This window comes from Achromobacter sp. SD115, assembly GCF_017355315.1.
GTDB classification, from domain to species: domain Bacteria; phylum Pseudomonadota; class Gammaproteobacteria; order Burkholderiales; family Burkholderiaceae_B; genus Achromobacter; species Achromobacter xylosoxidans_B.
Genome location: NZ_JADIJM010000006.1, coordinates 130,953 through 156,590 on the forward strand (window position 1 = coordinate 130,953; position 25,638 = coordinate 156,590).

Here is a 25,638-nt window from a genome sequence, read left to right on the forward strand (position 1 = left end):
CCTATAGCCACCAATGCCTCACTCAGCGCGATGCGCCGTCGCCATGCGACGCGTAAGGGTCCGCCGAGGGGGGTGGCAAGTCCCGCGCCAAGCGCAACGTCTTAGCGGCTGTAGCCGCCATTGCGGACAAGTATCGAATCGATGACTTCGACAAGCACAAGCCGTCCGTTGCCGTAAGCCTCTATTCACTCAAGATTTTGCCACCTCTCGTTGTCGCAGGCCCAGCGACAAACGGCGTTCCTTGCCGCACCGCCCGCGCCTTTGCATCATGACTTCAGTCCAGCTTCGTCTACGCATATCCGCAATTACTTGCTTGGACAGAAACCAATGAGAACCACCATGACGCAATCAGTACCTTCTGCGGCACCTGCCGCAGCGCGCCACCATTCCCCCGGACTTGTCGCGCAAGATCGCTTCCTCCGTATGCACCAGGTCTGCGAAATGTGTGGCCTGTCCCGCTCAGCGATTTACGGTCGCATCAAGCTTGGCCTTTTCCCGGCTCAAGTACAGCTAGGTCCCAAAAGCGTGGCGTGGCTGGCTTCCGATATCAGCAACTGGATGCAGACCCGCATCGCAGCCCGCAATCACTGAGTTTTCGCGAGAACCTGAAATGTCGAATACGATTACCCCTGCCGTACCTATGGGACACCTCGCCGAGCCGCTCGCCGCTTTCGAAGACGCGAAGGGCAACTTCATCCAAGCTCGCGACGCGGCACTGACGCGCAAGGCAGAAGCCGCGAAGATGCGGCGAAGTGCTGACGACGCCGAAGCCGAAGCAACGAAGGCCAAGGCGGATCGCCAGGACCTGATCCGAAGTGCCGACGCATCACCCAAGAAGCTGCGCGACCTCGTTGCACAAGAGCGGGCGGCCTATAGCCTGGCTGAAGACTATCGCGAGTTGGCCAACGAACACGAAGCCGCCTTCGAGGAGGTCAAATTCCACGCAGAGGGCTGCACCCGTTCGATGCTGGACGCTCGCGAACACGCTATCAGCCTACAAAGCGAGCACGTGCTAGGCGCTGCCGTTGGCGAATGCACTAGTCTCTACAAAGCAATGTCATTGCACATCTTCGCTTGCATTGCGAAAGATGGCGCAACCCGGATCTCCGAAGCGGTCACAATGGGTTTTGAAAGCGCGACCGACAGGGCGATTCATATTGTTCTGAAAAGGGTACGCGATCACTTTCTTGAAAACCGAAGCACCATGGAAAGCGATGACGTCTACTCGGTCTTTGCACTTGCTCCTGGCTGGCAGGACTTCGATCCACGGAACATCTCGCTAGCCGCGCGCCACCGTCAACGCGCACTGGCAGCACAGAAATCCACCAATGTCTCTGCTGCTCAATAGCGGCACGAAATCCTCTATTTGACAGAGTAAGAATCATGCCTCACCAACATCCAAATTGCCCTAGGTGCAACACCCTCAACGACATCGACCGCTACGAAGAAGCGTTCACCAATTCGCCCACCGGCACCTTTCACTATCGCTGCATGAATCAACGCTGCGGCCATATGTATTCGAGCGCTGTCGATAAGCTTGCCGACGCTCGCGCACGAAGCAAGGCCATGTCCCGCGCCTTGCAAGAGCGGATCAATGCAGCGGTAGAAACGGACTGCTAACCATGAACGTCATCGGAATGAAATGTCCGCACTGCGGCACGATGGCAACAGCGCGCACTAGCAAGGAACTCTCTCGAACCCTGCGCGAAGTGAAGTATCAATGCCGGGATATCGAATGCGGGCATACGTGGATGGCGACGCTCGAAGCGGTGCGCACGTTGTCGCCGAGTGGCAAGCCCGACCCGGAAATTGAAGCTGCTTTGCCATATACGCCGAGGCCGCTGTACGCGATGCGGCCCCGCCCGTAGCGCCGCTTACCCATCTGTCTTTTCTGCACAGGATCCCCGCCCGCGTGCGGGGTTTTTTGCGTCCACTTTCATGCGGCTGGAACCTAGCGCACAATATGAACATCGTCAAAACTCATTCGGCAAGAGCCTATGAACTCCATCAGCATGTCATGCCCAAATTGTGGGACAAAAACCCATGCAAAAAGCATCAAACAAGTTTCGCTAATCGAATCAGAACTTATGTTTCAGTGCCCGCTGATCTATTGCAGCAGCAGTTGGATATCTACATTGAAAATTGCACGCACCATCACTCGGGGAAAGCAACCCAATCCAGAGTTCGAAGCATTTGGCATCCCGAGATCGAGGCAGGGAAAGAAGAGTGCCGATTTGGAAAAAGAGGTCGAAAAGGCAACAAAGTAGCGTCAAAGCACATTGACTCGGCCGAAGGCTTAAGCGAGAATTCAATCGTCGCGGAAACAAACGCGGCCTGGTTTGGCGACCAGCATTGCATAAGGCGGACAACCGCCGCCCGGCGGTATTTTTACGTCCGCACGCCATTGCGCGCCTTCTATGGGCGGGCGATTGCGGGGAGGGCTAACGCCCTGCCGGTTTCCTTATGCGCCGGTTCGCCAACCCTGCTTTCTGCCCGCCCACCCCATTTGGCGATGGGGCGCGGGTTCAACCCGCATAAGGAGCCATTCATGGCCCGTCTTTCGCACGTCCATTCTGGACTGATCGCATCCCCCGTTCATATCCTTGTTTTCGCCGTCGCTGGCACTCATGCCGCCGCACAATGGTTGAACCGCACCGCGCCTGACTGGTCGCTGGCCGAGTACCGTGAAACCTGCCTGCGCCAGCTGCTGGCCCACGCCGATCCGCACAACGTCATGGCGGTCACAGCCGTCTTTCGCCAAGCCTACGCCCAGCGCATCGCGGCTTTCATAGCGGGAGGCAATCACCATGGCTGATCATCAAGCTTCCCCGCTCGATGTCCTATTGGCCGCGCTCAAGGACTCCACGCCCAAAGCCCCGCTGGCCGATGTGGTGGCCACGCCTCCGGCAACGCCTTTCGTAGCAAGCGCCCGCGTGGCCACCGCACCGCGGCCTACCACCTTCAGGCCCACGCTCGCACTGTCGCGCCATCGTGAATTACTCACGCAGTTCATCGCGGCGACCGGTGTAGACCTGGCGTCGAACCATGAGGCGGCGGCATTACTCACACCACTGCACGCGTTGGCCAGCGACATCGAGACCTATATCGGTGACGCCTGCGAAGAGTTGTACAGCGCTTGTGAGGGGCTGGAGCTATTCGTGTCTCTGATGGGCCATAGCGACCGGTTTGCCGCCGACGGTTCGCAAGTGCGCGGCCTACTGCATCCGCTGATGCGTCAATTCGATCGTGCTACCAGCGCAGTCGGCAAGCTGCTGTGAAGGAGATGTCATGAAACCCATGCAGAAGCGTTCGCCCGCGATGGTGATTGTTCTCGAAACATTGAAGGAAACGCAGCGCGCCCTGTCGCATCTGAGCACCTTAACCTCCACGCTGATAGAGGCTATTGAACAGGAAGCCAAACGCAGTGCGGAGGCAACCTCAATCCAACAGGAGCGCATAGCAACGAAATCGCGTAACAACGTTCCGCACAGGCATGCTGCCGACAAATTGCAGCGTGACGGCCTGTATTCCTGGAAGGAGATTGCTTCCCTTGTCGGAATTGGCCGGGCAACTTGGGGAAGGTATGTGGCAGTCGGCAAAGCGCCGCAACCTATTCATTTAGGCTCACGCTGCACGCGTTATCGAGGCAGTGACGTTCTTAACTGGATAGCTTCCCCCAACACATACCGAGCACACGCCGACGACGAATGCGGTGCTAGCGCGGCAGGTTCTTCCAGGCGAATCACCAACGGGAGAAAGGCATGAATACGCCTACTGCACGCAATCTCGCCGATTGGTTCGATCTACTAAAGGCCGATGTAAACCTGCACGACTTGGCGACCCGACTGGGCATGAGGCGCCAGGGCGCGAACGGTAATTACCACAGTCCTAACCACACCGACAAAAGCGCGTCAGTCTCTATCTTCAATGACGGCCGCGCTTGGAAAGACTGGTCTGGCAGTGACGCTTGCGGCAGCTGCATTGATCTAGTGCAGTACTGCATGCCGGACGTTTCCACGCCCCTGGAGGCCGCCAAACTGCTTGGGCAGTGGTACGGCATACCCATGCCGGTACTGACGCCCAAAAACGGCGGAAGCGACCACCAGGAGGCTATTCGCAAGAGTGCGGCCGAATACATCGCCGATCGGAGCCTGATCGACCCGCAGTCCGCCGTGGACTATCTGATGGGGCGCGGCATTTCCGAGTCGATTATCCGGCAAGCCATCGCCCAGCGGGTCATCGGCTGGAACACTTGGACCAGCGACAAAATCGCGGCTGGCCAGGCCCGCCACGGTGGACCTGCCGTGACCTTTATCGTCCGCGAACCCGATTCCACCCGCATCGTCGCCGTCGATCTGCGCTATGCCGATGCGGCGCTCAATGGCGGGGTCAAAGCCCAATGCCAGGGAGAAAAGGAGGGCTACGGCTGGACCTCGGATTTCAAGCGCCTGCGCCGCGCTCACACCGTCTATATCGTCGAAAGCCCCATCAATGCGCTATCCGTCGAATGCGGGCATTTCCCCGTGGGCACTACCGCCTTTGCCCTTCGAGGCATTGGCAACGTTGAACACATCGATTGGTCATGGCTGCGCGGCAAGCGCGTCATCATTGCGCTTGATCATCGCGATCCGGTAAACGAGCGCAACGGCCAGCGCCCCGGCCTAGCCGCCGCCTGGCGGCTGTCGGAAGTCCTTACCGCCTTGGACATCGGCGCAATGCTGGTGGACATGCAGGATTGGGACGAAGGCGAAGACATCAATGATGTGTTGAAGGTGCACGGCGCGGATGAGCTGACCCGACGTTTGAAGATGCTGGAACCTTGGCTCATCCCCGGTATGCCGGGCGGTGGCGACAATCTGGAGGGTACACGCCGGGTCTTTCTGCCCGGCCATGACTTCGGCGCGTACTGGCGCTATCGGGTAAAGGAAGACTTCACGCACTACGTGGAGAAATTCAAGGACAACCCAGACGACGAAGGCGAATCCTCACGCTCGGAAGACCTGGGCGACCTGTGCTCGTTTCGCATCGCAGGACTGGCCCGGCTCAGCATCCAAAGCCACTTGTCCACCATCAACGGCACACCAGACTCACAGCCCGAGACCGTATTCGGCGTCAGTGCTCAGGTGGGCAGCGACGGCCCGACACTGCGCCGCGAGGTGATCATCCGAGAGCGGCTCTACAACTTGGAATGGTGGAAAGGGAAGTTCGGCTACATCTGGAAGCCGTCGGAGTTTGCGCGGATGATCAACATCTTGGAGCGTACCGCCGATCTGGGCGCGCGGGACGTGGTGAACTTCGTTGGGTTGGCGTGGCGAGCGGGGAAGTTGGCCGCGCTCGAAGGTCGAGACTGCTATTTCATGGAGCCGCAGAAGCAATGCCTGTACTACAACATGCAGTTCCCGCGTGGCGGCCGCCAACATGCCGCCAGCGTCATCGCAGCCTATCAGGCAACTTTCCACAGCAACGCTGCCGCAATCAGTCTAGTCTGGGCATTGGGCGCGCACCTGAAAACCGTGCTGGGGTTCTATCCGCACTTGCAGATGCAGGCCGAGAAAGGTTCCGGCAAATCGAAGTTGCTCGAAGGCATGCAATCGACCCTCGCATTTCAGGTGCTTTCGGGTCAAATGCTCAAGACCGATCACCGTCGCCGCGCCTCAGTGTCCTACACCACGCATCCGGTTGGTTGGGACGAGTTCTCCAAGTTGCCCAAGATGGTGCTGTCCGACATCGACGGTCTGTTGCAGGCTACCTATCGCACCGAGTTCACGCGTGTCGGGGCCGCGCTCACGCCATACCTAATGTGCGCTCCGGTGCTGCTGGCAGGTGAAGAAGTGGACGTGGAAAGCCTGCAATCGAAGATCTGCCGCACGTCTCTCTCTGTGGCTAAACAGGGCAAGATCATTCCGCACGACCTGCCGCAATTCCCGATGTGGGAGTGGTTGCAGTTCCTGGCCAGCCAGGCCCCAGCACGCATCCGGGACTTGCACGCGAAATGCCTTGACCGCTGCGCCCAGCGCTGCCGCGCCGACGATCACGATGCCACGGCCCGGCGCATGATGGAGAACTACGCCGCCGTGCTGATGGCGTGGGTGTTGCTGGCCGAATTCGCCGGTATTGGGGCCACGCAGGGCGACTTTGCCGAAGACCTGATGGCCGAGATGAACACCCATATCGCCGACACCAACGGCACGCGCCTGCCATGGGTCTGGATCATGGAGATTGTGCTGTCCGAGATCGAGGCGCAGCGTTTCGCCTACCCCTATGCCTGGGACAAGGTACTGACCGACGAAGGGGAAGACGTGGCGCTCTTCGTGCGGCCGAACCACATCATGGATCACCTTTCGACCGCCCCGCATCTGCGGGCCAAGTTTGATAGCTTGCCCATCAAAACGGGCCGCATCTTCAAGCAGCAGCTCATGCAGTCCGGCGTCGTGGCCACCTATGGTGGAAAGCCCCTGGAAAACGTGGATAAGGTCATCCGGGGCAACCGCGCACAGCGCATGACAGCGGTCAGCCTGGCCAAGCTCGAGGCACTCGGTCTGTACGCCACGCCAGACCTAGGGCCGCCCGGCTGACCGCGCCCGGCTGGTCAACTTCCAATCGCTTCCACCAGCCCGCCGCGCGCGGGCTTGTTTCTTTGGCAATAACCCTATGTGCGTATCAACAACACCCTACGCGATGAAGAAAGAGATCAACGCCCCGCCGAGCGGGTAAGGAATTTTCGAGGCGATTTCAGCCCAAGTTCTTCCAGGGGCCACAGGCAGAATGAAAATGAACCGAGGTTACAACTCTGGATTTTTGCTAAGTCTCTGATGTTTGAGCAGAAGTTCCTTTTTTAGGTCCCTCGGTTTGTCTCCAAAGTCCCTCGGTTACCCCTCAAAGTCCCTCGGTTTGTCATACTTTCCGAGGGACCTGCTTTTTCTTCTCTGCCTTCTTTTTTCTCTTTTCTCTTTTAAAAACAAAGAAATAGAAGAAGAAAGGAAGCTAAAAAGGAAAAGAGCCAGTCCCTCACTAAAGAAACAATTCTTATTTCTCGGTCCCTCGGTTTCAGAACCAATTCCGAGGGAAACCGAGGGACGAACCGAGGGGCTTTTAGGGAAAGCGAGGGACCACAATGAGGCTCAACCCATTGATTTTAAAGAAAACAGAATTTTTTAAGGCGTGGTCCCTCGGTTCCTCAGCACTTTTCCCCCTGTACCCTGTCGCCACGCTTCGCTCAGACCTACATGGGACCTGCCAATTCCCCGTTCCCCCAGACCTAGCATGCGGTGTTCACTTGCTCCGCATGACTCGAAAGCGGCCTGCTCCCGCACCTCTGTTTTTTTGTAGTTGAGTACACATATGAGTACACGTCAGAGTTCATCTTCGTCAGAAGCCTTTATTTATGCGGCTCTTGAGGCATTTTCTATTTTCTGTATCGGGAAATAAGCCGCGCTATCGCGTGTTGCAGCGCCGCAGCCCGGCATTCAGTGCTTGCGCGCCGCTTCCACCAGGCATTCGGACAAGCGGTCGAAGTGCGACAGCGCGGCCTGGCTCAATTCAACCTGCTTGCGGCGCGCATCTTCGGTATCGACAAGCAGCACCCAGCCTTTCTCACGCATGGATTTCAAGCGCGCATGCAAAGTCGCGGGCGAGCCTATGCTGTCCACCGCCATCACGTCGCGCACGGACAAGCGGCGCTGTTCCTGCGATGCGCGCGCTATCAGCGTGAGTATGCGTTCTTCCATGGGATCGAGCGACGGCAAGGAAGGCAGGCCGCGCAGCGCGTCGGCCAGGCGCAGAAAGCGCAGATAGATATCGGCAGGTCTCTTTTTTTCTTTCATGGATAATGGACGCAGCGACCGATAAGCGGCGGAATTCGAGGCATGGAGAACATTCTAGATCAGGGCAAATGGGCTCTGGTGACGATGGCACTGTTCCTGGGCAGTCTGGCAGTCAATGAGTGGGTTTTCACCAACCTTGAGTTTGTGCGCGGCATCAACTGGATCTATCTGCCAGCAGGCGTGCGCCTGATATGCACGCTGCTGTTCGGCCTGCCAGCGGCGCTGGGCCTGTTGGCGGGATCCTGGGTGGCCTGCTTTTTCTATTATTTTCCCGACGACGTCCTGCGCTCGGTGGCGGGCGGCATCATGGCCGCCGCCGCTCCCTATCTGGCTTACCGCTGGGCCAGGTCGGCGTTGCGACTGCAGCCGGACCTGGGCAATCTCACCGCCTGGCGCCTGCTGATCTGCGCCGTAGTCTACGCACTGATGAACACGGCGATTCACCATCTCTGGTTCTTTCTGCAGGGAGAAAGGTCCGCGCTCGCGGACGGCTTCATCGCGATGCTGACCGGAGACATTACGGGATCCTTGTTCGTGTTGTACACGCTCAAGATGATCGGGGCCATGGGGCGCTCACTCCTGCGCCGGCGGCCCGCATGACAATACAGGGTCCTGCGCTCGGGCTCAGCCCGTTACTGCGGCAGAGTTGTCCTCGGACTCGCTCTCTTCCTTGATCGGGGCGCGAGGCGACGTTTCGACGTGGCCCAGCACGCGGTCGGCGCGGTCGGCCAGCTGACGCATTTCCCGCGCTCTTTTGCCATGCAACACCCGCCCAAACGCGCTGAGGTTGAGCGCCATGGTTCTCAGCTCCGACAATTCGCTTTCCGACATGGCGATGCCGCTATCCCTGTGCTGCTCGACCCGATCCAGCACGCCTGAACAAGCCTCGTGGAACTTTGCATACTCATCCCACAGGTTGTCGGACGCGCCATTCACCGGGAAAGACGTATTAGGTGCCATTGACACTCCTTTGCGAGATCACTCAAGTATTTTCTTCGGTGATCGCACATCATCTTCGGGGTATACACGCGAACTATTAGTTATAAATTTTATAACTATTTGGCAAAACAATCCTGCGACGGCCTGAACGTCCTATATTCCTGGGAAATCCGCCCGCGCCGGGCAGCGCACTATCCGGAATTCGCATGCCCCCCGACATACGCCTCGCCACCTCCGAAGACCTGCCCGACATCGAGCGGATCGTGGCGCAAGCCTACGGACCCTATGTCGCCCGCATTGGCGCAATACCCGGACCGATGCGGGATGATTATCCGGCCCGGGTCGCGCAGGGCATGGTCCATGTATTGCGGGCGCAGGATGCGGTGCAGGGTGTCCTGGTCCTGATTCACGAAGACGATTGCCTGCTGCTGGACAACATCGCGGTGGCGCCGCAAGCGCAGGGCAAAGGCTATGGCCGCGACCTGATGCTATTCGCCGAAGACGCGGCGCGCCAGGCGGGGTATGACTGCATTCGTCTGTACACCCAAGAGAAAATGACCGAGAACATCGCTATCTACACGCGATACGGGTATGTGGAGACCCATCGAGCCGAAGAGATAGGTTTGAAACGCGTCTTCATGAAAAAGCCCCTTATTTAAAGGGCCTTTCCCTACAAAATAAAATGCGAATATTTGCTCGTATTACTGAAACTTGATCACTCTTCGCGCTCCCTCGCCACGACGCGTTGTGCGCGCCGATTGCTGGCCAGAGATTTCGCGTACACCGATTCCGGCCGTATGCGATGCGCGATCACGTAACCCGTAATGCAGGCCAGCATCAGCGGCAGCATGACTTCATAGCTGAGCGTCATCTCGAAAATCATCAGTATGGACATCAATGGCGCATAGGTGGTGGCAGCCAGCAAAGCCCCCATGCCGACCACTGCATAACTGGATACCGCCGACAGATCCTCCGCGGGAAACAAGGCCTGCAGGCCGGTCCCGTACAGGGCGCCCAGCGCCGCCCCCACGAACAGCGTGGGCGTAAACACCCCGCCCACTGCGCCCGAACCCACGCTGGCCGCGGTCGCCAGCGTTTTCAACAGCAGAATGGCGGCCACCGCCTGCCAGGCCCATTGCGTATGCAACATGCTGTTGACCACGCTGTAGCCATTGCCCCAGACCTCGGGATTCACCACCGACAAGGCGCCGACGATCAGGCCGCCCAATGCCATGCGTACCCACAGCGGCGCGGGCACGCGACCGAACGCGGCGCGCGCCGTGTCCAGGAAACGCAGGAATTGCGGCGCCGCCAGGCCTGCGATCACCCCCAACCCCAGATAGTTGATGACTTCCCATCCGGAGACGAAAGTGAAGGGCGGCATATGAAAAACCGCGTCGTAATGCAGGATCTGGCGCGTCACTATGTTCGCCACGACCGACGATACGACCAGCGGCACCAACGTGGCCGAAGCGATCGCTCCAAAAACGATCTCGGAAATGAACAGGGCGCCGGCAATGGGCGCGTTGTAGGCGGAAGTGATCCCCGCCGTGGCGCCGCAGGCGACCAACAAACGCAAATGCCGCGGCGGCAGCACCAGATAACGTCCCGTCAGGGATGACAACATCGCCGCCAACTGCACCATGGGCCCCTCACGGCCGATGGAGGCGCCGGAGCCGATGGAAAAAATCGACGACAGACTGCGCGCAACCGTCTGGCGGAAACCGATGACCCCGCGGCCGATGGAAATCGCCTCCATATAGTCCGCCGCGCCGCGCTTAGGCAGCCATCTGGCCGCCATCTGCAGGATGATGCCGGCTACGGCGCCGCCTATGGCCGGCATCAAAAAGCGTTGCCATGGGCTCAGCCCCCGGGCGACTGACACCATGCCATGCGGCGCATCTACGCCGCCGAGCAGCATCTGCGCCCACCCCAGCATTTCCCGGAAGACCACGGTGGCCAGCGCCCCCAACAGGCCCATCAGCGCCGCGGCGCACAGCGTGGCCGGCAAATTGTCCGCCAGCAAACGGCTTCTCAGCCAGATTGCCCAACCCGATTTCTTGATTCTGATTTCTGTCGCCATGGCGGAATTCTACGGCGGAACCTGCTCACTTTTTGTTCAGTTCCCAGTCAAGAATGGCTACGCGTCTCCCCTCGAATCCCGCTTTCCGCGAACGCCTTGGAGGGCCTCCAAACGCCTCCAGAAGGGCAAAAAAACAGGGTGGCAACCGGACGTTTTTCGGGGTAAAAGTGCCGCTTTTGGAGCTCGCCCGGCAGAAAGGCCCTGTGGATAACTCCTAAGTAGCTGCCTTGTGCACATTTTGTGGAGGCAAGTTGAACAAGCGGGGGTTTCGGACAGGGTCCAAAATCTTGTCCAACTTCAGCTTTTTTCCCACACAGAGTTCTTGCACAGGCAAAAACGGCTGCAAGCTGATGAAAAAAAAGAGGTTTTCAAGGTTAAGGTAGTTATCCACAGGCCTTATTAATCATTAGTCTTTATATAAAGAGAAATAAAGGAAAAGCCAAACATGCTCTCCCATTCCGCCCAGCCATCCCCCCCCGGACTCCGTCCATGCGCATCCTCCTGATAGAAGACGAAGCCGAACTTGCCCGCTGGCTTTCAAGAAGCCTGGCGAGACACGCGGGTTTCGTCGTTGAGTGGGCTGATGACGGATTGGTCGCCGAAAGAAGACTGGCGATGGAAGAATTCGACGCGGTCATCCTGGATCTGGGACTGCCGGGCATGGATGGCCATGCTTTGCTGGCGAAGATCCGCGCGCGGGACGACCGTACGCCGGTACTGGTCTTGACCGCGCGCGATTCGCTGGCCGAAAAAATCGGGACGCTCCACCAGGGAGCAGACGATTTCCTGCCGAAACCGTTTGTTGTGGAAGAGTTGGAAGCGCGATTGATCGCACTGATCCGGCGCAGCCGCGGACGCGAACACCCGCGACTCACTCTGGGAAACCTGGTTTTCGAGACTTCCGCTCAAAAATTCACGGTCGGCGGACAGCCGTTGCAGTTATCCCCACGTGAACACTCGGTTTTGCGAGTACTGATCCAGAAAAGCGGCGAACCCATCAACAAGCAGCAGATCCTGGACCGCATCCTGACCGACGATGCGGACATCAACCTGGAAGCCATCGAGGTCGTGGTGCATCGTTTGCGCAAAAAATTGGCGGATACCGGTGTGCAAATCGTGACCATGCGAGGCATGGGCTACTGCCTGGAGAACCTTGTTGACAACTAGAAGTGCGGAAAAAAAGGGATTTTTCGCGTCAAAAAAACGCAATCGCACGCTGAAGACCCAGCTTCTCTGGTGGCTGATCCCCACGCTGGTCTTCGTGATGATGGGAGCCCTGTGGCTGTCGAACCACCAGTTGCGCAACCAGGTTGACATTGCCTACGACCGATCGCTCTCCGGAGCGCTGCGCGCCATCGACCACAACATATCCACAGCCAGCGGTGGATTAGCCATGGAGCAGCCCTACCTGATGCTGGAATTTTTCGAGCTGACGGCCAATGGCAGCGTGTTTTACCGAGTCGCCACCGAGGACGGACTCGCGGAAATCGGCAATCCGGGCCTGCCCATGCCTGCCGAACCCCTGGTTTCGGGCGAACCGCGTTTTTTCTACGCCGATTACCAGGGCACGCCCGTACGGGTTGCGGCCCTGGCCCGGCCGATGGATCCCCCCCTGTACGCGAATAAAGGGGGACGGGTTATCGTGCAGGTAGCCGAAGGCCTGGATACCCGGCAGGCGTTCCTGCACCAGGTGCTGGTGCGCTCGGTGGAGCGGGACCTGGCCGTGATCCTGATCAGCGTCCTGGTGATCATCCTGGGGGTTTTCATGGCCCTGCGTCCCCTTGCCCGGCTACGTCAGGAGGTGGAAGGCCGTTCTGCGGACGATTTAAGCCCCGTGAGCGCTTCGGAGATGCCAGGTGAGGTCCTACCCCTGGTCTCGGCCGTAAACCTCCACATGGCCCGTTTTGCGGCCCAGGCGAGGGTCCAGAGTCAGTTCCTGGACGACGCATCGCACCAGTTGCGCACGCCGTTGTCGGTTTTACGGACCCAAACGGCCTATGCCCTGCGCGAAACAGACCCCCAGGAGGTCCGTACAGCCCTTCTGGCGATGCAAGAGGGCTTGGACAGGGCCACACGCACCACCAACCAAATGCTCGCCCTGGCGCGCGCTAAGGACGCTTCCCTGGCCGAAGGCGGATTCACCCCAGAACCGGTGGACCTGGTCGATCTGGCTGATGGGGTCATCCGTGGCCTGCTTCCGACCGCCCGCGCCCGCCAGCTCGACATCGGTCTGGAAGCCGATATCCGGCCCGTTACTGTGCTGGGGGCGGAGTGGCTGCTTCGGGAAGCGGTCAGCAACCTGGTGGACAACGCCATTCGTTACACCTCGTCCGCGGGGGAGGTCACGGTGAAGGTCCAGGTGGAAGCCGGGCAGGCCAGGCTGGTGGTCGAAGACAGCGGCCCGGGCATGTCGGCGGAGGACATAGCCCGCGCCTGCATCCGCTTCCGGCGGGGAGCAGCGGGCAAAAACAAGCCCGGCGCCGGTCTGGGACTAGCCATCGTGGGGACCATCGCCGAAACTTTGGGGGCGCGTCTACAGCTGGAAAACCGGGTCCCGCTGCCGGGCCTGAGGGCGGCATTGGTGTTTACCCTCGAAAACCGGGAAGATGCTGCGCCGCATCAGGAAAACAGCCGGAATTGAAAGCTTTTGGAAAGCTTGGTTTTTGTACGGTTGCGTCCACTGGGGCCGTTATCGCGGAAAGAACCGTCTGAGCAGAGCTTCCAGCCATACCTAGACCTATAAATCTCGGAGACGCAAAAAATGCAGACTAGTCTGAAACTGCGCCTGGCCGCCGTCGCGGCGCTGGGTGCGATTACCTTGTCCATGGGCGCCGCCCACGCGGCCGACGAACCGCGTCGCCCGGAATGCATCGCGCCTGCCCAGCCCGGCGGCGGTTTCGACCTGACCTGCCGCCTGGCCACGGAAGGCCTGAAGCACAGCGGCGCGCTCAAGAGCGCGATGCGCATCGTCTACATGCCTGGCGGCATTGGCGCGGTGGCCTACAACAACATCGTGGCGCAGCACCCGAACGAGCCGGGCACCATCGTGGCTTTCTCGGGCGGTTCGCTGTTGAATCTGGCCCAGGGCAAATTTGGCAAGTACAACGTCAATGACGTGCGCTGGCTGGCTGCCATTGGCACCGACTATGGCGTTGCCGTGGTCCGCAACGATTCCCCGTACACCGACCTGAAGAGCCTGATGGACGCCTTCAAGCAGGATCCGACCAAGATCGTGCTGGGCGCCGGCGGCACCGTGGGCAGCCAGGACTGGATGAAGGCCGCGTTGACCGCCAAGGCTGCGGGCGTGGATTTCAAGAAGATGCGTTTCGTGGCGTTTGAAGGCGGCGGCGAAGCCGTGACGGCTTTGCGCGGCGGCCATATCCAGGCCTACATGGGCGATGCGGCGGAAGCCTTCACCATGCTGGAAGGCGGCGCGCCCATCCGCGTGCTGGCCGTGTTCAACGATCAGCGCCTGCCGGGCAAGCTGGGTACCGTGCCCACCGCCAAGGAACAGGGCTACGACATCGTCTGGCCCATCATCCGCGGCTTCTATGTCGGCCCGAAGGTGTCGGACAGTGACTACCAGTTCTGGGTCGACGCCTTCAACAAGACCACGGCCTCGCCCGAGTTCGACAAGCTGCGTCAGCAGCAAGGCCTGTTCCCCTTCAACAAGACGGGTCCCGAGCTGGATGCCTACGTGAAGAACCAGGTCAAGGTCTACGGCGAGCTGGCCGACTCCTTTGGCCTGATCAAGAAGTAAGCCGAAGGGCGTTTCTCCTAATCGCGTTTGTCAGGGTTTCTCCGCCGCCGGCTTTGCCGCGGCGGCAGGGAAGCTCTGCGCCGCGCGATGCGACTACAACGGAAATGTGATCATGAACGATCGAATATTGGGCATTGGGGCGCTTGCGCTTGCCGCCTTCATGACGGTGGCGGGCTGGGGAATCGAAGCCCCATTCGCGTACGAGCCTGTGGGCCCGCGCGCCTTTCCGCTGCTGCTGGCGCTGATCATCGGCCTGTGCGGGCTGTGGTTGGTTTACAAGGGCGGCCATCAGGTCGAAGCCAACCCGCCTGGCGCGAATGGCCGCATCGCGCTGATGATGGCGTTCACGGTGGCTTATGCCTTCCTGTTCCAATGGCTTGGCTTCGTAATCGCGACGTCCTTGATGACGGTATTCGTCGGCCGCTTGTTCGGCGGTAGCTGGATCAAGTGCGCCATCGGCGGCGTTGTCATGAGCCTTTTCTTTTTCGTGCTGTTCGACAAGGTGCTGGACGTGGTCCTGCCTGGCGGACTGCTGGAGACCCTGATATGAGCGGCATTCTCGATCATTTGGCGATAGGCTTTGGCGTAGCCTTATCGCTGACGAACGTCCTGGTGGCCATGATCGGCTCGTTCATCGGTACCATGGTGGGCGTGCTGCCCGGCCTGGGGCCGGTCAACGGCGTGGCGATGCTGATACCGATCGCTTTCGCCATGAATCTGCCGCCCGAGACCGCGCTGATACTGCTGGCCGCCGTGTATGTGGGCGCCGAGTATGGCGGCCGGATAACCGCGATCCTGCTGAACGTGCCGGGAGAGGCCAGCGCCATCATGACGACGCTGGACGGCTATCCGTTGGCGCGTCAGGGCCTGGCCAGCGTGGCGCTGTCGCTGTCGGCGTGGTCCGCCTTCTTCGGCGCTATCGTGTCGGTGCTGGGCATCATTCTGCTGGCGCCGTTGCTGGCGAAGTGGGCGTTGGCTTTTGGGCCGGCCGAATATTTCGTGCTGATGATTTTCGCGTTCTGCTGCCTCACCAGCCTGTTGGGCAAACAGCCCATCAAAGGCGTGCTGGCGGCGATGATAGGACTGTCGATTTCGGTGGTGGGCGTGGACGCGAACTCGGGCGTTTACCGCTATACCTTTGAATCGGTGCATTTGGCCGACGGTATCGATTTCGTGGTGGTCGTGATCGCGCTGTTCGCGGTCAGCGAGATGCTGGAAATGCTGGAGAAGGTGATGGCCGGCCACAGCGTCGAGGTCAAGCCCAGCGGTCGCAAGCTCTTCAACTTGAAAGAGATGGCTTATACCTGGTGGAGCGTGGTGCGCAGCGCGCTGGTGGGCTTTGGCGTGGGCGTGTTGCCCGGCGCAGGCGCCAGCGTGGCAGCCGCCGTGGCGTACTCGCAGGAAAAGCGCATCATCGAAGCCAAGGATCCGGAAGCCAAGTTCGGCAAGGGCGACATGCGAGGCCTGGTTGCGCCGGAAGCCGCCGCCACGGCCTCGGCCATCGGTTCATTCGTGCCGATGTTGACCCTGGGCGTACCTGGTTCTGGCACCACGGCGGTGATGATGGGTGCGCTGACGCTCTACAACATCACGCCGGGTCCGGTGCTGTTCGACACCAAGCCGGAACTGGTTTGGGGCCTGATCGCTTCGCTGTTCGTGGCCAACGTGCTGCTGTTCATCATGAACGTGCCGCTGGTGCGCTTCTTCTCCAAAGTGCTATCGGTGCCGGGATGGTTGATGGTGCCGGGCATCCTCTGCATCAGCTATATCGGTGTATACGCCATCAACGCGGGCACGTTCGATCTGTTGCTGGTGGCCGGTATCGGTGCGTTGGGCTATTTCCTGCGCAAGTTCGGCGTGCCGATGGCTCCGCTGGTGCTGGGCGTGGTGTTGGGCAACATGATGGAGCAGAACCTGCGCCGTGCCTTGTCGATGACCGATGGCGATGTGGCCGTGCTGTTCGCCAGCCCTGTTTCTATCTCGATGTGGGTGGGCGCCGCTGCGGTCGTGATCGTGCCGCAAATCATGCGCCGCATGCGCGCTGCGAAAAAGCTTGCCGCTGGTCCGGTCTGATTCTGCGGCGGCGCGGCTGTTGTAAAGGGCAACAGCCGCGCTGCGGAATCTTGACCGGGAACTGCAAAGGGCGCCTCATGGGCGCCCTTTTTTTGTCGATTGAATCGCACGGATGGTGAATTTTATATATGCGAGCTTTTATTCATGTTTTATATGAAAAGCTCTTTTATATCGAGTCCGCGTGAAATCAAAATGGTGGCGGTGAGTCGCTTCGGAAGCGGCGTCAAACTTGCGCCAGGCGTTCCAGGGCGGCATCGAGGGTCGCGTCTTTCTTGGCGAAGCAGAAGCGCACGATGCGGTGGTTCGATTCAGGCGCGTCGGGCTGGCGGTAGAACGCGGATACCGGTATCACCGTGACGCCATGATTCACCGTCAGATCGCGCGCGAAGTCGGCTTCGTTCTGCTTGGATATCTGGCTGTAGTCGGCCAGCAGGAAAAAGGTGCCGGGGCTGGGCAGGGGGCGGAAGCGGGTCTTGGCCAAGCCCTGCGCCAGGCGGTCGCGTTTGGCCTGATAGAAGGCCGGCAGGTCCAGGTAAGGCTTGGGGTCGCGCATGAATTCGGCCAGGGCGAACTGCATGGGCGAGGGCACGGTGAACACCATGAATTGATGCACTTTGCGCAGTTCCGCGCTGAGCTGACGCGGCGCGCAGCAATAGCCAATCTTCCAACCCGTGGTGTGATAGGTCTTGCCGAAGGACGAGATCACGAAGGCATGCTCGGCCAGCAGCGGGCGTCGCGCCACGCTGGCGTGTGGCTTGCCATCGAACACGATGTGTTCGTAGACCTCGTCAGACACCAGCAGCACGCCGGTATCGCGCACGATGGCTTCCAGTGCGTCCAGGTCGCTGTCGTCCAGTACCGCGCCGGTCGGATTGTGCGGAAAGTTCAGCATCAACAGACGCGTCTTCGACGTGATGGCTTCGCGCACGCGCTGCCAGTCGATTCGGTAGTAGGGATCGGCCTCGGTGGGAGCGCGCAGCGGCACGGGCACGGCAGTGCCACCCGCCAGGCGGATCGCCGGCAGATAGGAGTCATAGCAAGGTTCGATGACGACGACTTCGTCGCCGCTGCCCACGGCGGCCAGTACGGTCGCCATCAACGCTTCGGTCGCGCCGCTGGTGACGGTGATTTCGGTCTCGGGATCGTAGGCATGGCCGTACAGCTCGCGCGTCTTGGCGGCGATGGCTTCGCGCAAGGGTGCGACGCCCGGCATGTAGGGATACTGGTTGTGGCCGTCGGCCATGGCCTTGGTCACCAGGGCGCACAGGGCGGGGTCGGGCTCGAAATCAGGAAAGCCCTGGCCCAGGTTGATGGCTTTGTGCTCGATGGCCAGGCGGCTCATCACGGTAAAGATGGTGGTGCCAACGTCGGGGAGTTTGGATCGGATCATGGTGGACGCGAGAGTGAACGTTGCTAGCAGAGAGAGTTTTCGTAAGTATCCCACTAACTCATAATTCGGTTTTCTCATGAGCTTAAGGCGCGACGGTATCGTGGTTCAGAACATGTTGTGGAGGGTATTGGGCGGTTTGGCGATCGCATTGGCTGGCGCATTGTTGGCGGTGTGGGCGCATATTCCGCTGCCATGGATGCTGGGGGCGCTGCTGGTGACGGCGGCGACGCGCATCGCCGGCCTGGGTACTGCGTGTCCCAGGCCGGCGCGCAATGCCGGACAGTGGGTAATTGGGACCTCGTTGGGCCTGTACTTCACGCCACAGGTGATAGGGCACATCGGCAGCAATGCCGGGCCCATCATTGTCGGCATGTTGTTCGCGCTAGGCCTGGCATTCATGGGCACGGCAATTCTGCGCCGCTACACCGACGTCGATTTCAAGACGGCCTGGTTTTCTTCGGCGATAGGCGGCGCCAGCGAAATGGCGAGCCTCGCGGAACGCCATGGAGCCCGCATAGACCGCGTGGCAACGGCGCACAGCGTGCGCGTGCTGATGGTGGTGGTCGCCGTGCCTTTCATCTTTCAATGGTGGGGCGTGGCGGGCCTGGATCCCACGGTGCCGGGGCCCAAGGTGGTCCATGGCTGGGGACTGGCGCTGCTGGTTGCGTTGACCTGCATAGGTGGCACGGCTTTCATGAAGCTGCGTTTGCCCAATCCCTGGGTGCTGGGCCCAATGCTGGTCGCCATGATTCTGACGACCAACGGCATTGAGCTGTCGGCCCTGCCGGACTATGTGCCGAAGATAGGCCAGTTGCTGATCGGCTGGTCGCTGGGCGACCGTTATCGGCCGGATTTTTTTCGAGCTGCGCCGCGCTTCATTGCCGCGGTGGCGGGCTTTACAGTGGCCGCGTTGGCGCTCGCATTCGGCTTGGGCGCTTTGCTGTCGCTGTGGTCCGCCGCGCCCATCCCGACACTGATTCTCGGCACCACGCCGGGCGGCATCGCGGAGATGGCCATCACCGCCAAGGTGCTGCAGCTGGGCGTTCCGGTGGTCACCGCATTCCACGTCATGCGCATGGTTTTCGTCGTGATCGTGACGGGTCCGATCTACGCTTTTCTGGCGCGCCGGCAGGGCTGCGCGCCATAACGGAACGAGATCCAGTATTAAAAATACGACATTGGGGTAAACAACTATATGAGTCTGTAATGCGTGCTGAGTATGCTGATTACGCAGTTGATTCAAGCAGCGCGCGGACTCGTTCTGCAGCTAGGCGGCAAACGGGAACGCAGCAGCAACGCAGGTACCACTACCGGTCGTTCAGTTCTCACGGCGTCCTTGATTCATTGCATTTCGAGTTAATTACAGGACGCTAGAAAAAATGGCTCAGAAGGGCAAAGTTAAGTGGTTCAACGCTGACAAGGGTTACGGTTTCATCACGCCGGACGTTGGTGGTACCGATGTTTTCGCACACTTTTCCGCCATCCAGGGCCGCGGCTATCGCAGCCTGAACGAAGGCCAGGAAGTCGAATTCGAAGTCAAGGATGGTCCGAAAGGACCTCAAGCGGCCGAAATTCGCCCGCTCTAAATCGGGAAATCCCAATTTCCCGTCTGCCAGGTCTGACCTGGCTACAACGCCCCAAGACCTTCCGGTCTGGGGCGTTGTTTCATTTGGCGGCGAGGGCTCCATCCCGTCTGCTCCAATCGAATAGTTAGTATTCACTAACATATTCTCCAGCCGTGGATAAGTTTGTGGATAATTATTTTTGGGCATGAGTATTTTCATGCTCAGCAATGAAGCAACAGCCCATCCGTCGCCGGGTTTTGCACAGTTATCCCATCTTCTTGGAAACGATGCTGTCAGCCTGTCAGGATGTCGGTCCTATTCAGGACTGCAGGCGGTGTTTGTGTTTAAACATGGCCTTTCCCTAGGGAATACAGGCATTTAACGCGGTTTTCGGGCGGCTGAGAGGCCTGGACAGCAACGCCTTGCGATCGTCTCCACAGGCCCTTATGGCCCGTTTTACTCCCGCCAGCGGGTGGTTGTTCACAAAGATATCCCCATCCCGGTTATGCACAGAATTACACCCTTTGGCGCTCCGAGATGGCTGATCTGCCTGTGGATAGAAATGGGGATAGGCTCAAAAAATAGTGCCTGGAGAACACTCTCCTTCTCCTGACGGCACCCGGCGACACGGGTTGAGCACTGGCCGGCGCAGGTACCTGAGAGACGAGTTTGCCCGCCGAAATTTCAGGCGGCGGGTTGTCCACAGGGATTTACATGAAAGACAGGTTCTCGCCCAAAAGGATGATGGTGAACCCTTCAGCGCAGGTGCAAGATACTTGTCTGGTCAAAGAATCTTCCACTGCATCGTCCGCGGTTTTTGCTTAGTGGCGGGCCGCAAAATAGAGCCGCGTGGATAAATTTGTGGATAATCTGCTTGCACCAATTTTCGCCGTATTTTGACTGGAGCTGGCCGGTAGAGTTCCAGGCCAATTTCAGTATCGACGGTTGTCTTGCCCGCTTTTCGTAGCGGCTTGGGCATGGGGCAATCTTATCCACATAGTTTTCCACGGTTTTTTCGGCAATGCGGCCTCGCCATGCGTCTCGCTTGGCCGAAGCTTGGCAAGCATCCAGAATAGAAATAATCGATTGCTGCCATAGGGAACGGCGTTGTGCATTTGTGCTTTTTGATGGTTCTTGGCACATTGCTGTTTTGGCTGATTCCGCCAATGTTCTGCTATGGCACGCGCTGTGCTTGATGACTTATCCCCAGAGTTGTTCCACGTGAAACCTCAGACGTCGGTAGCTATCGGATTTACTAGCTGTTGATAACGCTGTGCAGAATTCGATAGCGGTCGTGGCGTGATGTTTGAGTTCTGGCGCGTGCGCAAGAGAGATTTCCGAGATCCGGCCATTCCATGTTCCGGCGGCGTGGGGAGACCTTCAGCGCTGCATGTTCTATTTTTCTGATTCTGCGGCGTTGTACGTTTCAGTTCCCAGCCAGGTTTGACGTAGACTCCGAAGAGATTCGAGCGGTTTTAGCCTGATTTGGAGGCTCGTAGGCTCAGGCATGGTTGATCGATCTAGAGTCGGGAATCTTGATAATCAATATGACCAAGGGTGCGCTGGATATCTGCGATCAATCTGGTTCCACGTGGAAGAAAAAAAAAATGGTCTTTTTTTGGGCAAGGGGTAGGGTAGGGTCTGAAAAATTGATTTTTTTCTTGAATCAACCTTCATCTGAACGAAATGAGCCGCCAATTGGGCAGGGTGATTCAGCCGCGGATTGATGCTTCTTCTTCAGCAGAAGGATCCCTTTTGAAGTACTAATTGCAGATTCTTCATGCCGAAGTCGGCATTTCTTCTGTTTCACGTGGAACGTGTCTGAGAAGGCATTGGGGGGTCGTCCGCTGGCGTGATCCATTGTGGACAGATGTTCCACGTGAAACACTGCACATTCGTCCCACGAGCATCGATGTTTCACGTGAAACATCGACGAGAAACAGTCGATTCGCGTTGACCGGATTCCCATTCTGCTTGATTGCCCTGGAGGTGTTCGAGTGGCATTTATTTACTATTGCCAGATAGAGTTTGACTCATGTTGGGCCGGCAATACCGACGATTGAATCTTGAGGATGTTCTAGCCCGTTCCTGTTTCACGTGGAACATTCGGGGCCGTGTGCAATAGAGGACCGAGCTCGTCGACGGCGATGCATCCTTCCCCTTGATGGTTTGTGTCATGTCTTCATTGCTCTGAATTGCTCAGTGCTTCCCTTGTGCGTGCTATCCATGCGTAGTTGCTGGGATGCTCCTCTCGAGGACTATGGTGGGGCGGGCATGAAATCCAATCACATCTTCCGCATAGCGAATCCCCGTTAAGGTGTGCGCTGGGTGCATTCAAGCCTTCAAGGTGTTGACGATCTGTCTGCGAAGTGAGCGGGCGACTTGAGCATTGCGATGTTTCACGTGAAACCAGATAGGCAAAGCAATGGCAATTGCCGACATATTCATGAGCCCAGGGTCTGTCTCGTTGCCTTTTGCCTACGGGTGATTCAGTCTTGAGTCCGCTCATGTTGCGCCGAAGCATGTTTCACGTGAAACATGCAATCCCTGCCTCTATAATGAGCACCGAACGCTCTCTTATCTCCCTCCCCCCAATCATGGACTATCCCCGCGAATTCGATGTCATCGTCGTCGGTGGCGGCCACGCCGGCACCGAAGCTGCGCTGGCTGCTGCACGTACCGGCGCCCAGACGTTGCTGTTGACGCATAACATCGAAACCCTAGGCCAAATGTCTTGCAATCCCTCCATTGGTGGGATCGGCAAGGGCCACCTTGTGAAAGAAGTGGACGCCCTGGGCGGCGCCATGGCTTTGGCAACGGATGAAGCGGGGATCCAGTTCCGCATTCTGAATGGTTCGAAGGGCCCGGCAGTCCGGGCCACCCGAGCCCAGGCGGATCGCGTGCTGTACCGCAAGGCGATTCGTGGCCGCCTGGAAAACCAGCCAAATCTTTGGCTGTTTCAGCAAGCGGTCGAAGACCTGATGGTGGAGGGCGACCGCGTGGTTGGCGCCGTCACGCAGATCGGCCTGCAGTTTCGGGCGAAGTCCGTGGTGCTTACCGCGGGTACGTTTCTCAATGGCCTGATTCATGTGGGTCTGCAGAACTATTCGGGCGGTCGCGCTGGGGATCCCCCGGCCGTTTCGCTGGGACAGCGCCTGAAGGAACTCAAGCTGCCGCAAGGCCGCCTGAAGACCGGCACACCGCCGCGGATCGATGGGCGTTCGATCAACTACAGCATCCTGGAAGAGCAGCCGGGTGACCTGAATCCGATTCCCGTGTTTTCCTACATGGGCAATGTCGGCATGCACCCGCGTCAGCTGCCTTGCTGGATCACCCACACCAATGCGCGTACTCACGACATCATCCGCGGCGGCTTGGACCGTTCGCCGATGTACAGCGGGGTTATCGAAGGGGTGGGCCCGCGCTACTGCCCGTCCATCGAAGACAAGATCCATCGCTTTGCCGACAAGGAATCGCACCAGGTCTTCCTGGAGCCCGAAGGTCTGGACACGCACGAGGTCTATCCGAACGGAGTGTCGACGAGCCTGCCGTTCGATGTGCAGCTGGCCTTGATCCATTCCTTGCCTGGTCTGGAGAACGCGCACATCCTGCGCCCTGGCTACGCCATCGAATACGACTACTTCGATCCACGTGGATTGAAGAGCACGTTGGAAACCAAGGCGATCGCCGGCCTGTACTTTGCCGGACAGATCAACGGCACCACTGGCTACGAAGAAGCGGCCGCCCAAGGGTTGCTGGCAGGCGTCAATGCCGCGCTGCTGGCGCTGGATCGCGAGCAATGGACGCCGCGACGTGACGAAGCCTATCTGGGGGTGCTGGTGGACGATCTGGTGACGCGTGGCGTGACCGAGCCGTACCGCATGTTCACCTCTCGGGCCGAATACCGGTTGAGCCTGCGCGAAGACAATGCCGATCTGCGTCTCACAGAAATTGGCCGCCGCCTCGGCATCGTCGATGATGCACGCTGGGACGCTTTCAATCGGAAGCGCGACGCTGTGGCTGCCGAAGTCGAGCGTTTGAAATCCTTCTGGGTGAATCCGCGGCTGTTGCCGGCGGAAGCGGCCGAGCCTTTGTTGGGCAAGGCTATTGAGCGTGAGTACTCACTTGCAGACCTGTTGAAAAGGCCCAGTGTTTCCTATGAAGCTTTGATGGCCGCCCGCAACGCCGACGGCTCGCTGCTGGCCGGTCCTGGCGTAGTGGCGGACGAGGTGCTGGCGGAGCAGGTCGAGATCCAGGTGAAGTACGCCGGCTATATCGACCGTCAGCAGGTTGAAGTCCAAAAGCAGATCGCGCACGAACAGCAGGCCATTCCCGCCGATGTCGATTACGACGCGGTGACCAGCTTGTCGTTCGAAGTGCGCCAGAAGCTCAAGACCCACCGGCCGGAAACCGTCGGCCAGGCCGCGCGCATCTCCGGCGTGACCCCCGCTGCAATTTCCTTGCTGCTGATCCATCTGAAGCGCCTGCATTACGGCTCGCGCAAGCAAGCGGCATGAGCGCGCACACCGATACGGCCGGCGCGGACATGGCCGGCCGCCTGTCTCGCGCATGCGAGCAGTTGGGCTTGGAGGCCGATGCCGCCACGATGGCCAAGCTGCTGAATTATCTGTCGCAGATGCAGCGCTGGAACCGCACCTACAACCTCACCGCCATCCGCGATCCGCAGCAGATGTTGATCCAGCATCTGTTCGACAGCCTGGCCGCCGTCGGGCCGTTCAACGAGGCGCTGGGCGCTTCCGGCACGCCCGCCAAGGTCTATGACGTCGGATCGGGTGGCGGCCTGCCTGGCGTCGTTCTGGCGATCATGCGGCCCCACTGGTCGGTGACCTGCGTGGACGCGGTCGAAAAGAAAACAGCATTCGTGCGGCAGATGAGCGGCGCGCTGGCCTTGCCCAATCTGCAGGCCAGCCACGCCCGCGTCGAAACGCTTGCGCCTGCCGGGTGCAACATTGTCACGTCGCGCGCCTTCGCATCCTTGGACGATTTTGCGCAACTCGCAGGTCGCCATGTACGCAACGATGGTACCCTCGTCGCCATGAAGGGCAAGGTCCCCGAGGACGAAATACAGGCGCTGCATGCGCGCGGAGAATGGCAAGTCGATCACATCCAGCCGTTGCGCGTGCCCGAGCTAGAGGCCGAACGCTGCCTTATCTGGATGCGCCGTAGTCAAGGAACCCTATGAAGAACATACCCCCCAGCACCTCCGCCCGCATTTTCTGCATTGCCAACCAGAAGGGCGGTGTGGGCAAGACGACGACCGCCATCAATCTGGCGGCGGGCCTTGCCACGCACAACCAACGTGTGCTGCTGGTGGATCTGGACCCGCAAGGCAATGCCACGATGGGGAGCGGCATCGACAAGAACTCGCTGGAGTCGAACCTGTACCAGGTGCTGATCGGCGAATCGAACATCGAACAGGCCCGCGTCAAATCCGAATCGGGCGGCTACGACGTGCTGCCCGCCAACCGCGAACTGTCTGGCGCCGAGATCGACCTGGTGCAGATGGACCAGCGCGAACGCCAGTTGAAGGCCGCGATCGACACCGTCGCCACTCAGTACGACTTCGTGCTGATCGATTGTCCGCCCACCTTGTCGTTGCTGACCTTGAATGGCCTGGCCGCCGCCCACGGCGTCATCATTCCGATGCAGTGCGAGTACTTCGCGCTGGAAGGCTTGTCCGACCTGGTCAATACCATCAAGCGGGTGCACCGGAACATCAATGATGATTTGCGCGTCATCGGTCTGCTGCGCGTCATGTTCGATCCGCGCATGACCCTGCAGCAACAGGTGTCCGCGCAGCTCGAGGCGCACTTCGGCGACAAGGTTTTCAAGACCGTCGTGCCGCGTAACGTGCGCTTGGCCGAAGCGCCCAGCTACGGCATGCCCGGCGTGGTGTACGACCGCGGTTCGCGCGGCGCGCAGGCCTATATCTCGTTTGGCGCCGAAATGATCGAGCGCGTGAGGAAGGACCTGAAGTAGGCCGC

The 25,638-nt window shown here is 59.3% G+C and carries 25 protein-coding genes; 20 read left to right on the forward strand and 5 right to left on the reverse strand.

The features are described 5' to 3' along the window. The first annotated feature begins 339 nt into the window (after positions 1–339). From IPU70_RS32970 to IPU70_RS10840, 8 genes are all read left to right on the forward strand, one after another. Entirely contained in the window at positions 340–591 is a 252-nt protein-coding gene (locus IPU70_RS32970; protein WP_207467228.1) for an AlpA family transcriptional regulator, read from the forward strand. A 19-nt stretch (positions 592–610) separates the two neighbouring features. Then, positions 611–1,348, forward strand: a complete 738-nt coding sequence (locus IPU70_RS10805) for a hypothetical protein (protein ID WP_207467230.1) — start codon at positions 611–613, stop codon at positions 1,346–1,348. A 35-nt stretch (positions 1,349–1,383) separates the two neighbouring features. Then, positions 1,384–1,620: a hypothetical protein gene (locus tag IPU70_RS10810; RefSeq protein ID WP_207467232.1), complete on the forward strand. Its 237-nt coding sequence runs from the start codon at positions 1,384–1,386 to the stop codon at positions 1,618–1,620. A gap of 2 nt (positions 1,621–1,622) precedes the next feature. Then, positions 1,623–1,868 (forward strand): ogr/Delta-like zinc finger family protein, encoded by a 246-nt coding sequence (locus IPU70_RS10815; RefSeq protein ID WP_207467235.1) that lies wholly within the window; start codon positions 1,623–1,625, stop codon positions 1,866–1,868. A gap of 95 nt (positions 1,869–1,963) precedes the next feature. Then, positions 1,964–2,815, forward strand: a complete 852-nt coding sequence (locus IPU70_RS32770; RefSeq protein WP_242702421.1) for a hypothetical protein — start codon at positions 1,964–1,966, stop codon at positions 2,813–2,815. Further along, entirely contained in the window at positions 2,808–3,278 is a 471-nt protein-coding gene (locus IPU70_RS10830) for a DUF1484 family protein (RefSeq protein WP_207467241.1), read from the forward strand. The genes IPU70_RS32770 and IPU70_RS10830 overlap by 8 nt, the downstream gene beginning before the upstream one ends. A 10-nt stretch (positions 3,279–3,288) precedes the next feature. Then, the gene (locus tag IPU70_RS10835; protein WP_207467243.1) at positions 3,289–3,765 is read left to right on the forward strand and encodes an AlpA family transcriptional regulator; all 477 of its coding nucleotides are present in this window, start codon (positions 3,289–3,291) and stop codon (positions 3,763–3,765) included. Beyond that, on the forward strand, positions 3,762–6,575 hold the full coding sequence (locus tag IPU70_RS10840; protein ID WP_207467245.1) for a toprim domain-containing protein: 2,814 nt from the start codon (positions 3,762–3,764) through the stop codon (positions 6,573–6,575). Before IPU70_RS10835 ends, IPU70_RS10840 begins: the two co-directional genes overlap by 4 nt. Positions 6,576–7,466: 891 nt before the next feature. Here IPU70_RS10840 and IPU70_RS10845 read toward each other — a convergent pair. Then, a complete protein-coding gene (locus tag IPU70_RS10845) occupies positions 7,467–7,823 on the reverse strand; it encodes a hypothetical protein (protein WP_013397064.1) in 357 nt (118 codons plus the stop codon). 42 nt (positions 7,824–7,865) lie between these two features. Here IPU70_RS10845 and IPU70_RS10850 point away from each other — a divergent pair, with 42 nt between their 5' ends. Next, complete coding sequence (locus IPU70_RS10850; protein ID WP_207467247.1) at positions 7,866–8,423, forward strand: hypothetical protein; 558 nt, start codon at positions 7,866–7,868, stop codon at positions 8,421–8,423. 24 nt (positions 8,424–8,447) lie between these two features. Here IPU70_RS10850 and IPU70_RS10855 read toward each other — a convergent pair whose 3' ends face one another. Continuing rightward, positions 8,448–8,783, reverse strand: a complete 336-nt coding sequence (locus IPU70_RS10855; RefSeq protein ID WP_207467249.1) for a hypothetical protein — start codon at positions 8,781–8,783, stop codon at positions 8,448–8,450. A 185-nt stretch (positions 8,784–8,968) separates the two neighbouring features. Between IPU70_RS10855 and IPU70_RS10860 the strand changes: the two genes are divergently transcribed. Beyond that, entirely contained in the window at positions 8,969–9,421 is a 453-nt protein-coding gene (locus IPU70_RS10860) for a GNAT family N-acetyltransferase (RefSeq protein WP_207467252.1), read from the forward strand. A gap of 56 nt (positions 9,422–9,477) precedes the next feature. Here IPU70_RS10860 and IPU70_RS10865 read toward each other — a convergent pair whose 3' ends face one another. After that, the gene (locus IPU70_RS10865) at positions 9,478–10,845 is read right to left on the reverse strand and encodes a ClcB-like voltage-gated chloride channel protein (protein ID WP_207467254.1); all 1,368 of its coding nucleotides are present in this window, start codon (positions 10,843–10,845) and stop codon (positions 9,478–9,480) included. Between the two features lie 489 nt (positions 10,846–11,334). Here IPU70_RS10865 and IPU70_RS10870 point away from each other — a divergent pair, with 489 nt between their 5' ends. From IPU70_RS10870 to IPU70_RS10890, 5 genes are all read left to right on the forward strand, one after another. Further along, on the forward strand, positions 11,335–12,012 hold the full coding sequence (locus IPU70_RS10870) for a response regulator (RefSeq protein WP_063639109.1): 678 nt from the start codon (positions 11,335–11,337) through the stop codon (positions 12,010–12,012). After that, complete coding sequence (locus tag IPU70_RS10875) at positions 12,002–13,486, forward strand: sensor histidine kinase (RefSeq protein WP_371818906.1); 1,485 nt, start codon at positions 12,002–12,004, stop codon at positions 13,484–13,486. Before IPU70_RS10870 ends, IPU70_RS10875 begins: the two co-directional genes overlap by 11 nt. 120 nt (positions 13,487–13,606) lie before the next feature. Beyond that, entirely contained in the window at positions 13,607–14,605 is a 999-nt protein-coding gene (locus IPU70_RS10880) for a tripartite tricarboxylate transporter substrate binding protein (protein WP_207467257.1), read from the forward strand. Positions 14,606–14,717: 112 nt separating this feature from the next. Beyond that, entirely contained in the window at positions 14,718–15,155 is a 438-nt protein-coding gene (locus IPU70_RS10885) for a tripartite tricarboxylate transporter TctB family protein (protein ID WP_207467260.1), read from the forward strand. Further along, positions 15,152–16,678: a tripartite tricarboxylate transporter permease gene (locus IPU70_RS10890; RefSeq protein ID WP_207467263.1), complete on the forward strand. Its 1,527-nt coding sequence runs from the start codon at positions 15,152–15,154 to the stop codon at positions 16,676–16,678. Before IPU70_RS10885 ends, IPU70_RS10890 begins: the two co-directional genes overlap by 4 nt. 223 nt (positions 16,679–16,901) lie before the next feature. Here IPU70_RS10890 and IPU70_RS10895 read toward each other — a convergent pair whose 3' ends face one another. Then, entirely contained in the window at positions 16,902–18,068 is a 1,167-nt protein-coding gene (locus tag IPU70_RS10895) for a pyridoxal phosphate-dependent aminotransferase (protein ID WP_207467264.1), read from the reverse strand. 76 nt (positions 18,069–18,144) lie between these two features. Between IPU70_RS10895 and IPU70_RS10900 the strand changes: the two genes are divergently transcribed. Continuing rightward, a complete protein-coding gene (locus tag IPU70_RS10900; protein WP_207467266.1) occupies positions 18,145–19,215 on the forward strand; it encodes an AbrB family transcriptional regulator in 1,071 nt (356 codons plus the stop codon). A 232-nt stretch (positions 19,216–19,447) separates the two neighbouring features. Further along, positions 19,448–19,654: a cold-shock protein gene (locus IPU70_RS10905; protein ID WP_006216596.1), complete on the forward strand. Its 207-nt coding sequence runs from the start codon at positions 19,448–19,450 to the stop codon at positions 19,652–19,654. Positions 19,655–20,417: 763 nt separating this feature from the next. On the opposite strand, the gene IPU70_RS10910 is transcribed toward IPU70_RS10905, so the two are convergent. Continuing rightward, the gene (locus tag IPU70_RS10910; protein ID WP_207467268.1) at positions 20,418–20,612 is read right to left on the reverse strand and encodes a hypothetical protein; all 195 of its coding nucleotides are present in this window, start codon (positions 20,610–20,612) and stop codon (positions 20,418–20,420) included. A gap of 1,618 nt (positions 20,613–22,230) precedes the next feature. Here IPU70_RS10910 and mnmG point away from each other — a divergent pair. From mnmG to IPU70_RS10925, 3 genes are read left to right on the forward strand one after another with little or no spacing between them, the layout of a single operon-like run. Further along, complete coding sequence (mnmG, locus tag IPU70_RS10915) at positions 22,231–24,150, forward strand: tRNA uridine-5-carboxymethylaminomethyl(34) synthesis enzyme MnmG (RefSeq protein ID WP_207467455.1); 1,920 nt, start codon at positions 22,231–22,233, stop codon at positions 24,148–24,150. Next, positions 24,147–24,836, forward strand: a complete 690-nt coding sequence (gene rsmG, locus IPU70_RS10920) for a 16S rRNA (guanine(527)-N(7))-methyltransferase RsmG (protein ID WP_207467270.1) — start codon at positions 24,147–24,149, stop codon at positions 24,834–24,836. The genes mnmG and rsmG overlap by 4 nt, the downstream gene beginning before the upstream one ends. Then, positions 24,833–25,633 carry a ParA family protein gene (locus tag IPU70_RS10925; RefSeq protein ID WP_013397050.1) on the forward strand — a complete coding sequence of 267 codons (801 nt, stop codon included), beginning with the start codon at positions 24,833–24,835 and terminating at the stop codon, positions 25,631–25,633. Before rsmG ends, IPU70_RS10925 begins: the two co-directional genes overlap by 4 nt. Positions 25,634–25,638 lie beyond the last annotated feature (5 nt).